General features: G+C 63.5%; 14 protein-coding genes. 1 reads left to right on the top strand and 13 read right to left on the bottom strand.

Translation table 11 applies throughout. The annotated features are described in order from the left end of the window. Positions 1-52: 52 nt before the first annotated feature. From ACZ9A3_RS16905 to ACZ9A3_RS16880, 6 genes are all read right to left on the bottom strand, one after another. The gene (locus ACZ9A3_RS16905) at positions 53-706 is read right to left on the bottom strand and encodes an HAD family hydrolase (protein WP_213603491.1); all 654 of its coding nucleotides are present in this window, start codon (positions 704-706) and stop codon (positions 53-55) included. Between the two features lie 25 nt (positions 707-731). Then, positions 732-1,721 (bottom strand): ABC transporter ATP-binding protein, encoded by a 990-nt coding sequence (locus ACZ9A3_RS16900; RefSeq protein WP_093380365.1) that lies wholly within the window; start codon positions 1,719-1,721, stop codon positions 732-734. 1 nt (position 1,722) lies between these two features. Beyond that, a complete protein-coding gene (locus ACZ9A3_RS16895) occupies positions 1,723-2,520 on the bottom strand; it encodes an ABC transporter permease (RefSeq protein ID WP_093380368.1) in 798 nt (265 codons plus the stop codon). Continuing rightward, positions 2,507-3,340: an ABC transporter permease gene (locus ACZ9A3_RS16890; protein WP_176794327.1), complete on the bottom strand. Its 834-nt coding sequence runs from the start codon at positions 3,338-3,340 to the stop codon at positions 2,507-2,509. Before ACZ9A3_RS16890 ends, ACZ9A3_RS16895 begins: the two co-directional genes overlap by 14 nt. A gap of 5 nt (positions 3,341-3,345) precedes the next feature. Next, entirely contained in the window at positions 3,346-4,152 is an 807-nt protein-coding gene (locus tag ACZ9A3_RS16885) for an alkaline phosphatase family protein (protein WP_093380371.1), read from the bottom strand. Between the two features lie 119 nt (positions 4,153-4,271). Next, complete coding sequence (locus ACZ9A3_RS16880) at positions 4,272-5,336, bottom strand: ABC transporter substrate-binding protein (protein ID WP_476252927.1); 1,065 nt, start codon at positions 5,334-5,336, stop codon at positions 4,272-4,274. Positions 5,337-5,626: 290 nt separating this feature from the next. On the opposite strand from ACZ9A3_RS16880, the gene phnR reads away from it, so the two are divergent. Next, positions 5,627-6,340 (top strand): phosphonate utilization transcriptional regulator PhnR, encoded by a 714-nt coding sequence (phnR, locus tag ACZ9A3_RS16875; RefSeq protein WP_213603493.1) that lies wholly within the window; start codon positions 5,627-5,629, stop codon positions 6,338-6,340. Here phnR and ACZ9A3_RS16870 read toward each other — a convergent pair. The 7 genes from ACZ9A3_RS16870 to minC form a co-directional block, all read right to left on the bottom strand. Further along, entirely contained in the window at positions 6,337-8,496 is a 2,160-nt protein-coding gene (locus tag ACZ9A3_RS16870) for a mechanosensitive ion channel family protein (RefSeq protein ID WP_093380379.1), read from the bottom strand. The two genes, phnR and ACZ9A3_RS16870, sit on opposite strands and share 4 nt — an antisense overlap. A 48-nt stretch (positions 8,497-8,544) precedes the next feature. Then, positions 8,545-8,709, bottom strand: coding sequence for a hypothetical protein (locus ACZ9A3_RS16865; RefSeq protein WP_176794228.1), 165 nt, complete (start codon positions 8,707-8,709; stop codon positions 8,545-8,547). A gap of 119 nt (positions 8,710-8,828) precedes the next feature. Further along, entirely contained in the window at positions 8,829-10,118 is a 1,290-nt protein-coding gene (locus ACZ9A3_RS16860; protein WP_045195457.1) for a M18 family aminopeptidase, read from the bottom strand. A 128-nt stretch (positions 10,119-10,246) separates the two neighbouring features. Further along, positions 10,247-10,882: an RluA family pseudouridine synthase gene (locus tag ACZ9A3_RS16855; RefSeq protein WP_093380382.1), complete on the bottom strand. Its 636-nt coding sequence runs from the start codon at positions 10,880-10,882 to the stop codon at positions 10,247-10,249. 108 nt (positions 10,883-10,990) lie between these two features. Then, positions 10,991-11,245 (bottom strand): cell division topological specificity factor MinE, encoded by a 255-nt coding sequence (gene minE / locus ACZ9A3_RS16850; RefSeq protein ID WP_010224188.1) that lies wholly within the window; start codon positions 11,243-11,245, stop codon positions 10,991-10,993. Between the two features lie 3 nt (positions 11,246-11,248). Next, positions 11,249-12,061, bottom strand: a complete 813-nt coding sequence (gene minD, locus ACZ9A3_RS16845; protein ID WP_045195453.1) for a septum site-determining protein MinD — start codon at positions 12,059-12,061, stop codon at positions 11,249-11,251. A 97-nt stretch (positions 12,062-12,158) separates the two neighbouring features. After that, positions 12,159-12,908 carry a septum site-determining protein MinC gene (gene minC / locus ACZ9A3_RS16840; RefSeq protein WP_093387360.1) on the bottom strand — a complete coding sequence of 250 codons (750 nt, stop codon included), beginning with the start codon at positions 12,906-12,908 and terminating at the stop codon, positions 12,159-12,161. Between the last annotated feature and the right edge of the window lie 67 nt (positions 12,909-12,975).

The following is a 12,975-nucleotide window of genomic DNA, read 5'->3' as shown; positions in this document are numbered from 1 at the left end:
AGTCGTCGCACCGCCGCTCCCACAGGAGCGGCTTGCCCCGCGATGGCTTCAATCATTTCCAGCTATGAATCGGCCAGCCTTGAGTCTCGGCCTGCTCGCGCAACACCGGATCCGGATTGACCACATGCGGGAAATCCACCTTCAGCAGCAACGGCAGGTCGTTGCGTGAATCCGAGTAGAAACTCGCGCCTTCAAGGTTCTCTTCTTCCTGGTCGAGCCATTCCAGCAAACGGGTGATCTTGCCTTCGCGGTAGGTCAGCACGCCCTTGGTCTTGCCGTTGTAAACACCGCGCTCAACCTCCAGCTCAATGCCGAGAATCTCATCGATGCCCAGACGTTCGGCAATCGGCTTGACCAGGTGGGTGCCGGAAGCCGAAATCACCAGGATCCGGTCGCCGGCCTTGCGGTGGGCGGCGATGGTCTTGGTGGCGTCGCTGAAGATGATCGGTTCGATGAAATCTTCCACCCAGGGCGCTACAAGGTGCTCGACTTCTTCCGGGGTGCGGCCGATCAAAGGTTCCAGGCTGAAGGCCATGTAGTCTTCCATGCGCAGCTTGCCATGGCTGTAGGCGTCCATCAGTTCGTTGTTGGTGCGCATGAAAGACGCTGGATCGACCCAGCCCAGACGGCCCATCTGCTCGCTCCAGAGCGTGGCGCAGTCACCGTGGATCAGGGTTTCATCCAGATCGAAAATCGCGAGTGCCATATTCAGAAAAACTCCTGTGCAACCCTCAGGCGACTTCGCAGAGGGCGGTGGGATCGATCGACAAGGATACCCGCTGGCCGTCCGGGTGCAGGTCGGCGGACGAGCGGTTGAGCACATCGACCAGCAATTCTACCCCGCGCGCTTCAACCCGGTAGCGGATCACGTTGCCCAGCAGGCTGTGGCTGCGTACCAGCCCCTCCCGCTCGCCGTCCAGGCTCAGGGCGATGGCTTCCGGGCGAATTGCCAGGCGGCTGTTCACCGGGCGCTGCAGCAGGCGGCTGGCGCTGTCGGCGTCGAGCAGGTTGTAGTTGCCGATAAAGCCTGCGGCGAACACGTCCACCGGCGCGGTATAGAGGGTTTCGGCATCGCCGCTCTGGACGATGCGGCCCTGGTTCATGAGGAAGATGCGATCGGACATGGTCAGCGCTTCTTCCTGGTCGTGGGTGACGAAGATGGTGGTCAGGCCCAGCTCGCGCTGGATCGCGCGGATCTGCTCGCGCAGGTGCTTGCGAATCCGCGCATCCAGCGCCGACAGCGGCTCGTCGAGCAGCAGCAGGCGCGGGCGGGTGACCAGCGAGCGGGCCAGGGCCACGCGCTGGCACTGGCCGCCGGACAACTGGTGCGGGTAGCGCCGGGCGAAGTCCTGCAGCTCGACCAGTTGCAGTACCTCGCGGACCCGCGCCTGGCTGTCGTCGCTGTTGACCTTCTGCATGCGCAGGCCGAAGGCGACGTTCTGTTCGACGGTCATGTTGGGGAACAGCGCATAGCTCTGGAACACCATGCCGATCCCGCGTTTTTGCGGGCTGAGCGGCACCAGGTCGGTGCCATCGAGCAAGATGCGCCCGCTGTCCACCGCGGTCAGCCCGGCGATACAGCGCAGCAGGGTGGACTTGCCGCAGCCGGACGGGCCGAGCAGGGTAACGAATTCGCCGCGTTCGATCTGGCAGTTGATGTCGTTGAACACCGGGCTGCCGGCATAGCTTTTTTGCAGGTTCTGTACGCTGACAAAGCTCATATCAGGACTTGTCCTTGTTCAGGCGGTTGGCTGCCCAGGTCAGCGCCAGCACGAAGAGGAAATAGGAAACCACCAGGGCACTGTTGAAGTGGCCGCTGCTGTTGCGCATGTTGTTGAGGTACACCTGCAGGGTCTCGTAGCGGGTGCCGACCAGCAGGTTGGCGAACACGAACTCGCCGAACAGGAACGAGAACGACAGCAGCAAGGCCACCATCAGGCCCTTGCGCAGGTTTGGCAGCACCACCAGGAACGCCGCCTGGAAGGTGCTGGCGCCCAGCAACTGGGCGGCGTCCATCAGGTCGCGCAGGTTGATCGCCTGCAGGTTGTTGGTGATTGCCCGGTACATGAACGGCAGGGCCACGGTGAAGTAGCAACCGATGAGGATCCACGGCGTGCCGACCATGGCCATCGGCCCCGAGCCGTAGAGCTGCAGCAGGCCCACCGACGACACCACCGGCGGCACCGCGAAGGGCAGCAGGATGAGGATGTTCATCAGCGCATCGAGGCGCGGGAAGTGGTAATGCACCACGAACAGCAGCGGCAATATCAACAGCACCGACAACAGCAGGGCGCCGACACACACCAGCAGCGACTGGCCGAAGGCGGCGAGAAAGCGCGGGTCGCTCCATAGCGCCAGGTACCACTTGAAGGTCAGGCCGCTGGGCAGCAGGCTCGCCGACCAGCTGGTGGCCAGCGAGTAGAGCAGGGTGCCGGCCAGCGGCAGCAAGAGGATGATGAACAGCAGGTAGACCACCAGGCGGTGGTACAGCGACGAGGTGCCCGGTTCAGCGCGCGACATGGTAGCTCCGCTTCAATAGCCATTGATGGACGAAGGTCACCAGGGTCATCAGCCCGACCAGGATGACCGCCAGGGCGCTGGCCAGGTTCGGGTCCAGCGAGATGTCGCCGGCCACCAGCGCGGCGATGCGGATCGGCAGCACGTTGAAGTTGCCGGTGGTCAGCGCATAGACCGTGGCATAGGCGCCCAGGGCGTTGGCCAGGAGGATCACGAAGGTGCCCAACAGCGCCGGGGTCAGCACCGGCAGGCCGATGTGCCGCCAGTATTGCCAGGCGCCAGCGCCGAGCAGCTCGGCGGACTCGCGCCAGTCTTCGCGCAGGGCGTCGAAGGCCGGGTAGAGCAGCAGCACGCCGAGGGGGATCTGGAAATAGGTGTAGAGGATGATCAGCCCGGTCTTGGAGTAGAGGTTGAAGTCTTCGATGATCCCGGCCTGCTTCAGCAGCATGGTCAGCGCGCCGTTGAAGCCGAGCAGGATGATGAAGGCGAAGGCCAGCGGCACCCCGGAGAAGTTGCTGGTCATGTTGGCGAAGGCGTTGACGAAATCGCGCAGGCGCGAGTCGACCCGGCGCAACGAGTAGCTGCCGAGGATGGCGATGAGGATGCCGAACAGGCTTGACCAGAAGCTGATCTCCAGGCTGTGCTGGATCGCCTGGCGGTAGAACCTGGAACTGAATATCTTGCTGAAATTGTCCAGGCCCCAGCTTGATTCCACCTGCACGCTGTGGAGCATGACCCAGGCCAGCGGGGCGATCTGGAAGATGATGAAAAACACCGCGAAAGGCACCAGGCAGAGCAGGGCCAGCCATTTGCCGCGCTTGATCGAATTCACTTGAGCAGCTCCCGGCACACCGGCTTGTCGTGGGGCACGCCGAGCAACTCGCAAATGGTGCCACACAGTTCGGTCTGCAGCGGCTTGGCCGCCGGGTCGAGGCTGAACGCCTGGCCAAAGACGAACAGCGGCACTTCGCGCTCTTCGGCCAGCAGGCCGTTGTGCGAGCGGTCGTTGTTCATGCCGTGGTCGGCGGTCACCAATACCTGATAGCCCTCTTCGAGCCAGGTGCGCAGGTAATCGGCCAGAAGGATATCGGCGCTGCGCGCGCTGTTGCGGTACTGGCTGCTGTCCAGGCCGTGGCGGTGGCCGGCGTCGTCGATGTTCATCGGGTGCACCAGGAGAAAATTCGGTGCATGACGGCGGCGCAGGTACTCGGCGTCGGCGAACAGGTGCGAATCGGGGTAGTGGTCGGCGTAATAGAACAGCCCGTGCTGGATCGGCAGCTTGGGGGCGTGGGTGTGGCGGTCGCGCAGCGGGTCGAAGGGCGAGCGGTTGTACAGCTCGCTCATCCAGTGATAGGCCGCCGCGGCCGTGCCCAGGCCGGCCTCGCGGGCGTAGTGGAACACGCTGCGCTGGTTGGACAGGCGGTTGACGTTGTTGTGGACGATGCCGCTGTCGATCGGCGCGACCCCGGTGAGGATGCATTCGTACAGCGGCCGTGACAACGACGGCAGCTCGCATTCGACCCGGTAAAGCGCTGCACGGTCGGCTTCGACATAGGCATGCAGATGGCCCATGGCGTGGTGCGCGACCTGATGGTTGAGGCCATCGAGCAGGACCAGGATGACGTTGTGGTTCATGGTATCTCCGGGTTATGTGGTGGCCGCATCGCGGGTCAAGTCGAGTCGTCGCACCGCCGCTCCCACAGGGATCTCCGTGGGAGCGGCGGTGCGGCGATCCGACTTGACCCGCGATGGGTTCACTCCATCTCGATGATCACTTGCTCCTGCCACTTCTGCGGCAGGGCCTTGGAGGTCGCTTCCCAGGCTTCGGCATTCTTGATCGGCTGCGCGGCGCTGTACTGCTCGTTGGGCAGCAGTTTGGCCTGTACCTCAGCCGGCAGTTTCAGGTGCTCGGCACGGATCGGCCGGGCATGCCCCTTGGCCAGGTTGATCTGCCCGGCATCGCTGAAGATGTACTCGCGGGTCAGCTTGGCGGCGTTGGGGTTTTTTGCGTACTTGTTGATGATGGTGGTGTAACCGGACATCACTGAACCGTCAGACGGGATCAGCACCTCGAAGCGTTTCGGGTCGATCTGCTGGCGGTAGCTCAGGCCGTTGAAGTCCCAGACCACGCCGACTTCGATCTCGCCCTTCTCCAGGGTCTGGATGGTCGGGTTGGCCAGCGACAGGCGTTTTTGCTGGGCCAGCTTGGTGAACAGCTGCAGGCCTGGTTCGATGTTGCTCTCGTCGCCTTTATAGGCGATGGCAGCGGCCAGAACACCGTTGGCAGCCTGGGCGGCGGTGCCGACGTCACCGATGGCGACCTTGTACTTGCCCTTTTCCAGGTCATGCCAGGTTTTCGGGATGTCTGCCTCCTTCACCAGTTGCTTGTTGATGATGAAGGCAATGGTGCCGGTATAGGCCAGGGCCCAGTGGCCGTCTTTGTCCTTGGCCCAGTCCGGGACCTGCTCCCAGGTGCTTGGCTTGTACGGCTTGGTCACGCCCTTGGCCACCGCGATCGGGCCGAAGGCGGCGCCGACGTCACCGATGTCGGCGCTGGCGTTGTCTTTTTCGGCGTCGAACTTGGCCACTTCCTGGGCCGAGCTCATGTCGGTGTCCATGTGCTTGAGGCCGTATTTTGTCGCCAGGTCGTCCCAGGTGCCTTTCCAGTTGGCCCAGGCATCGGGCATGCCCACGCTGTTGACTACGCCTTCCTTGCGGGCGGCGTCCTCGAGGGCCTTGAGGTCAGTGTCGGCGGCCATGGCCGCTGTGCACATCGCGATACTCGAGCCTAACAGTGACGCCAGAAAAAGCTTTTTCATCCGAAGCTCCTTGATGGGTGCCGTACAAAACGCAAAAGGTGTTGTTGGACGTTGTTGCGGTTCGGTTGGTCTAGGTCAGCAATACCTGAGCCAAGGTAGGCCTGTTGCATGACAATTTGATGTCCAGGCATTGCCCCGGCCGGGCTTTTGCCCCTGGAAATCAAGCGTAGACCACCCTCACTGTCATCTGGCATTCATCTGCAGTGCCTAGGCTTGCACTATTCTCATAGCCCTACGGCGCCAGATTGGGGCGCTACCGGGGCTGGACTAGTCCAGATAGGTAACCTTTGATGCAGCCACTGCCACCGCGAGCAGTAACAGCCATCTGTCATGCCCTGCAGGAGCAGATCGAGCATGGCCTCCTGTCGCCCGGCTGCAAGCTACCGGCCGAGCGCAAGCTCAGCGAGGTGTTCGACACCACGCGCATCACCCTGCGTGAGGCGCTGGTGCAACTGGAGGCGCGGGGTTTGATTTACCGCGAGGAACGCCGCGGCTGGTTCGTCGCGCCCGAGCGCCTGACCTACGACCTGATCGAGCGCAGCCACTTTCATGCCATGGTCCGCGAGCAGGGCCGCGAGGCGCGTACCGAGTTGTTGTCGGCGCGCCTGCAGCCAGCAGCGGCAGCGGTGTGTGCGCGGCTGCAACTGGCGCCGCTGTCGAGCGTGATCCAGATCTGCCGGTTACGCCGGATCGATGGCCGGGCGGTGCTGTATGCCGAGCACTACCTGAACCCCGAATACTTCCCGGGCATTCTTGAGCACGACCTGAGCCGCTCGCTGACCGAGTTGTATGCCGGCCACTACGGCATCGAGTACGGACGGGTGCGCTTCGAGATCCTGCCGACCGCCTTGCCGGTAGCGGCAGCGCTGGCGCTTAAAGTGTCGGCCGGTAGCCCCGGCCTGCACATTACCCGGGTCAACAGCGACCAGCACGGGCGGCTGATCGACTGTGACCTTGAGTACTGGCGCCATGACGCAATCCGCATCAAGGCTCAAGCCGGTTAGGACTTGGGCGGGCTTTCGCTGAACGGTGTGCTGGCGTCGGCGGTGATCACCTGCACGCTCAGGCGCGGGGTAGCCAGGTCCAGGCCGGATTCGTCGAGCTGGCGCTTGAGCGCCAGGTTGAAGGCTCGCGACACTTCCCACTGCTTGATCGGCGCGGTCTTGAAGCGCGCACGCAGGATCGCCGAACCCGACTCGAAGCTCTCCACCCCTTGCAGCTCCAGCGGCGACCAGATGTTGCGGCGCATCAGCGGGTCGTTGCGCATCTTCTGCCCGACATCGCGGATCAGGGTGATTGCCTGGTCGATGTTCATGCTGTGCGGGATGGCCACGCGAAAGATCGCGTAGCCGAACTCGCGGGAGTAGTTCTTGATGCTCTTGATCTCGCTGAACGGGATGGTGTGGACGATGCCGTCGATATCGCGCAGGCGCACGGTACGGATGGTCAGGCCCTCGACCGTGCCCAGGTGGCCGCCGACATCGACGTAATCATCGATGGCCAGGGAGTCTTCGATGATGATGAACAGCCCGGTGATCAGGTCGGCGACCAGCGATTGCGCGCCAAAACCGATGGCCAGGCCGATGACACCGGCACCGGCCAGCAGCGGGGTGACGTTCATGCCCATGTTGGCCAGGGCGACGATCACCGCAATGATGAAGATCGTCACGAACAGCACGTTGCGGATCAGCGGCATCATGGTTTGCGCACGAGCGTTGGCCAGGCCTTTGCGCGAGCGGGTGAGGGCGTGGTGCACGGCGGTGTCGGCGAGAATCCACACCAGCCAGGCGGCGATCAGGGTGCCGGCCAGGCCGAACAGGCGCACCGCCACCTCATGGCCTTCGCCCTCGGTGAAGGTGATCAGCGAAAAGCCCCAGACGCGCAAGCCAAGTTCGATGAACACCAGCCAGATGCCCAGGTGCACCAGGGTGTAGCCAAAGCTGCGCAAGCGCTCCGAGTACACCGCCTGGCGGCGGTTGGCCCGTTGCGGCTTGAGCCCGTGGCGACGGACCAGGCCGTTGATGACCATGCACAAGATCAGCAGCACCGTGCACATCAGTGACTGGCGCAGGGCAGTGCTGGTGTCGCCGGCGGAAATGAACGTGGCAAACAGCGAAATCGCCACCAGCACCAGCGCCGGCAGGTACCAGAAAGTGCCAAGGATTTCGATGGTGTCGCTCAAGGCCCGGCGGGTCAGCCGTCGTGACAGCGGCTGGTTGCGGATCAGGTGGGCGATGGGCCGGCGAAAGCGCAGGATGAACAACCCGGTCGACAGCCCGGCGAGGATGTTGGCCAGGGTCGCCAGGGTGTGCGAGAGGTGATCGCCCAGGGCGCTGGCCATGCGCGGGTCGTTCATGGCCTCGCCGAAGGCGGCGAAGCTGCCAATCAGCCACAGCGGGCGGAACGCCTGGTGGCGCAGGATGTGCAGGGCGCGGTGGCGGTGCGGGCCGTCAAGCAGGGAGAAGGCGATGACGCAGATTGCCGAGAAGCAGGTACCGACCACCAGCGCGTAGGCCAGGACCATGGCCATCGACTTGCCCAGTGACGAGGGCAGGGCAAAGCTCAGGTACACGGTGATCACCAGCGCCACCAGCCAGGGCCCGAGCTTGCGCAAGGCGAAGCGCACCAGGTCCCAGGTGCGCGGGTGTTGTGGCAGTTCTTCGGTCAGGCCAAAGCGCAGCCGGACCTGGTGGCCGACCCAGTTCAGGGCGTAGGCCAGCAGGCTCCACAGGGCGATGATCGCGGCAAAGCCAAAGAGGATCGGTGGCCATTCGTGCCAGGGCACCAGGCGGGCGTCGAGCTCGATCTGCGCCAGCTCCAGCTCGCGGGTCCAGCGGTTGAACGGGCTGGCCTCACCGCTGAACTGTTTTTCCAGCTCGCCGAAGGTCGTGCCGATAAGGCCCAGTACGCCTTGTTCGGCGCTGGGTTGCGCCTGTTTGGTGCTGTCGCGCAGCTTTTTCAGGTCGGCCAGCAGCTTGGCCCGCTGCTGGTCGTTCTCCAGGCTCTTGATGACTTCGTCCAGTGACTGGCCCAGGGGTTCGCTAGCTTCGGGCTGGGCCTTGCTGCCGCCGCCGAGCAGGCCCGGCAGGCCGGCGGCGTGCGCGGGCGCAACGAAGAGCAAGGGCAGGAGCAGGAGAAAAACGCGGAAAAAGACAGGCACCGGACAATCAACCTCAAAACGATCAATCGCCCGAGTGTAGTGTATTTGTCAGTTGAGTTTCTCGAGGATCTTCCAGCACATGATGCCGATCATGCCCAGGGTGCCGACCCACATCATCAACACGCCGATATTGCGATCGCGCAGGTTGAAGCCTACGGTCAGCAGGATCAGGCCGGCGATGACCGGAAGGAACAGAGAGGCAAAGGCTGACATGCGGCAAGGTCCTTACTTGAGAGTTATGGCTCAAGCATAGCGGGATTCGCCGGCTAGGGGTTGATCGGGGTCAGGCTGGCGGGCCTCATCGCGGGTCGACTTGACCCGCGATGCTTTCATCAAGGCAAATCGCGACTGCGATAGAACGCCGTCAGCACTTTCACCAGGTGCGCCAGGTCCTGGCTGCCGCACAGCTCGCGGATCGAGTGCATGGCGAAGGTCGGCAGGCCGATGTCGACGGTGCGCACGCCCAGGTGGCTGGCGGTGATCGGGCCGATGGTCGAGCCGCAACCCATGTCGCTGCGCACCACGAAGCTTTGCACCGGTACTTCCTCGGCCATGCACAGGTGGCGGAAGAAGCCGGCGGTTTCGCTGTTGGTGGCGTAGCGCTGGTTGTTGTTGACCTTGATCACCGGGCCGGCATTGAGCTTGGGCCCGTGATTGCCGTCGTGCTTCTCGGCATAGTTGGGGTGCACGCCGTGGGCGTTGTCGGCCGAGACCAGCAGCGAGCGCTGGATCGCGCGGACGAAGTCGTCGCCGTCGGGCAGCAGGCGGCGCAGGGTCTGTTCGAGCATCGGCCCGTCGGCGCCACAGGCCGAGCAGGAACCCACCTCTTCGTGGTCGTTGCACACCAGCACGCAGGTTTCATCGCTGTCGGCGTTGAGCAGCGCCTGCAGGCCGGCATAGCACGACAGCAGGTTGTCCAGGCGTGCGCCGGCGATGAACTCGCCATGCAGGCCAATCAGGGCGGCGCTCTGGGTGTCGTAGAAGCTCAGTTCGTAGTCCAGCACCACATCGGCGTTCAGGCCGTGCTCGCGGGCCAGCTGGTCGGTAAGCAGGGCACGAAAATCGACGCGCTCGTCACCAGCCACCTGGGCCAGGATCGGCGGCAGCTCGGTCTGCGGGTTGATCGCCCAGCCTTCGTTGGCGGTGCGATTGAGGTGGATCGCCAGGTTCGGAATCACCGCGATCGGCAGCTTGAAATCGACCAGCTGGCTTTCGACCTTGCCGTCACGGCGGAAGGTTACCCGCCCGGCCAGCGACAGGTCACGGTCGAACCACGGCGCCAGCAGGGCGCCACCGTAGACTTCCACGCCCAGTTGCCAGAAGCCCTGGCGCTGCAGTTCGGGCTGCGGCTTGACCCGCAGGCACGGGCTGTCGGTGTGGGCGCCGACCAGGCGGATGCCGTCGAGCAGCGGCGAGTGACGGCCGAGCTTGAAGGCGATGATCGAGGAATCGTTGCGGGTCAGGTAGTAGCGACCGCCGGCCACGGTGGCCCAGCTGTCGCGCTCGTCCAGGCGCTGGTAACCGGCGGCATCGAGGCGCTGGGCCAGGGCGGCGGTGGCATGGAACGGCGTAGGGGAGGCCTTGAGGAAGTCGATCAGGCCTTGATTCAGTGCATCGCGCATAGGTCACTCCAGACAGCAGTGGCGGCATTTTAGCGGGTGAGCTGCAAGCTGCAAGCTGCAAGAGGCGGCGCAACTCAATGCAGGGTGACTGCTTGAAGCTTGAAGCTTGAAGCTTGCCGCTGGCGCCGTCAAAACGGCGCCGGACACTCGAAGCGCAACCGCTCCCCGGACACCGGGTGGGTAAAGCTCAGCATGCTTGCATGCAGGCACAGCCGCTCATGGGCCGCCAGCGCCTCGGGGCAGGCATACAGGCGATCACCCAGCAACGGATGACCGATCGACAGCATGTGCACGCGCAACTGGTGCGAGCGCCCGGTGATCGGCGTCAGCTCGACCCGGCAATGATCGCCACAGCGCTCGACGATGCGCCAGAAGGTCAGGGCATGCTTGCCCTGCTCATGGTCGACCACGTGCCGTGGCTTGGTCGGCGGGTCGTAGCGCAGCGGCAGGTCGATGCTGCCGCTGTCGAGCTGCGGCTGGCCCCAGCACAGTGCGGTGTAGGCCTTCTCGGTTTCGCGGTCGTGGAACTGCCGGGACAGTTCGCGATGACTGTCGGCGTCGCGGGCCAGGAGGATGATCCCCGAGGTTTCCCAGTCCAGGCGGTGGACGATCAGGGCATCAGGGTAGCCGTTTTCCTGCAGGCGGGTGATCAGGCAATCCTTGTTGTCTTCGGCCCGGCCCGGTACGGACAGCAGTAGGGTCGGCTTGTTGATCACCAGGATGGCGTCATCTTCATGCAGGATGTGTACGTTGGACAGCGGCATTGCGTGTTCCAAAATAGCTGTGGGAGCGGGCTTGACCCGCGACGCGATATGACTGGCAGATCGCAATCGCGGGTCAAGCCCGCTCCCACAGGGTGCCCGAAAACGCTATCAGCGATCGGGCAGGGTGATGTTGAGTTCGAGGATCGAGCAGCTGCCCTGGTTCTCCAGAGCGACCTGCACATCATCGGAGCCGATGTTGACGTACTTGCGGATCACTTCCACCAGTTCCTTCTGCAGGGCTGGCAGGTAGTCCGGAGTACTGCGCTGACCGCGCTCGTGCGCCACGATGATCTGTAGACGCTCTTTCGCGACCGAGGCGGTGCTTACTTTTTTGCTGGCACGAAAGAAGTCAAAAAGGTTCATTGGTTAGTTGCCTCCAAACAGGCGCTCGAAGAATCCCTTCTTCTTCACATCAAGGAACCGATGTTCCACGTTTTTGCCCAGCAGGCGGTCAACGGTATCGCTATAGGCCTGGCCAGCATCGCTCTGGTCGTCAAGGATGACCGGTACGCCCTGGTTGGATGCCTTGAGCACCGCCTGGGATTCAGGGATCACGCCCAGCAGGGCCACCGAGAGGATTTCCTTGACGTCTTCGACGCCGAGCATTTCGCCCTGGCTGACGCGCTCCGGGTGGTAGCGGGTGATCAGCAGGTGTTCCTTGATCGGGTCTTCGTTGCGTTCGGCGCGGCGCGATTTGCTCGCCAGCAGGCCCAGCATACGGTCCGAGTCACGTACCGAGGAGACTTCCGGGTTGGTCACGACGATCGCTTCGTCAGCGAAGTACATGGCCAAGTGGGCGCCTTTCTCGATACCGGCCGGCGAGTCGCAGACCACGTATTCGAAGTCCTCTTTGAGCTGCATCAGGACTTTTTCCACGCCTTCCTGGGTCAGCGCGTCCTTGTCGCGGGTCTGGCTGGCGGCCAGCACGTAGAGGTTCTCAAGGCGCTTGTCCTTGATCAGCGCTTGCTGCAGGTTGGCTTCGCCGTTGACGACGTTGACGAAGTCGTACACCACGCGGCGTTCGCAGCCCATGATCAGGTCGAGGTTACGCAGGCCGACGTCGAAGTCGACGATGACAGTCTTGTGGCCGCGCAGTGCGAGGCCGGTACCAATAGCGGCGCTGGTGGTGGTCTTACCCACACCACCCTTGCCGGATGTAACCACGAGAATCTTGGCCAAGGTGTTTCACCCCTAAAGAAAAGGACGTCGAGTCCCAAAAAATACAAAAAACGGCAACATCGAAAAAAGTTGCGCAGAAAATGGCGGCAAGTATCCGTTAAAGACGGGTGATGTTCAACACGTCACCGGACAGGCTGACCTGTACCCCGGCCCCCCACAGCGGATCGCGGCGCAGGTCTTCGGAGACCTTGTATTGCCCGGCGATCGAGACCATCTCGGCGGTCAGCTGCTGGCAGAAGATCCGCGCCCGGGTATTGCCCTTGATCCCGGCCAGTGCCCGCCCACGCATTGCACCGTACACATGGATGTTGCCATCGGCGAGAAGTTCCGCGCCCGGGCTGACCGACGACACTACTACCAGATCGCCACCCTGAGCGTAGATCTGCTGGCCGCCGCGTACCGGGGTGGTGATGATCTTGGTCGGGCGGATGGCCGGCTCCGGCGGCGCCACGGGGGCGGGCGCAGGCTCGGGCTTCTTCACTTCCGGCTCCGGCTCCAGCGGCCGCTCACGGGCACCGGAGGGCGGCAGCACCGGCAGGTCGATGGCGATCGCCGCGGCAATGTCTTCGATACGGCTGGCGCGGATGGCCAGGGTGCGCAGGCCGTGATGGCGGCAGACGCGCATCAGCCCGGGCAAGTCGACCGCGCCTTCGCCGGCCGGGAGCTTGTCCAGGGCCAGTACCAGCGGGGTATTGCTGAAGAAATTCGGCGCCTGGGCGACCTTGGCCGCCAACTGCCGGTCGAGGCCTTCGAGGTTGTTCCTGGCGAGCTCGAGCACGGTAATGGCGAGCATGCTGCCCTTGAGCTGGAACACGGGGTCTTGGTCTGGCGTTTGGGTTTGGCTCATGGTCTGCATTAGGGCGGCTTGTTACGAAAAAGTGCCCAGACTTATAACGAGAACACCGGTTGGCCGC

It is taken from the genome of Pseudomonas sp. TE4620 (assembly GCF_056279045.1).
This window is presented reverse-complemented; position numbering and strand designations above follow the sequence as displayed.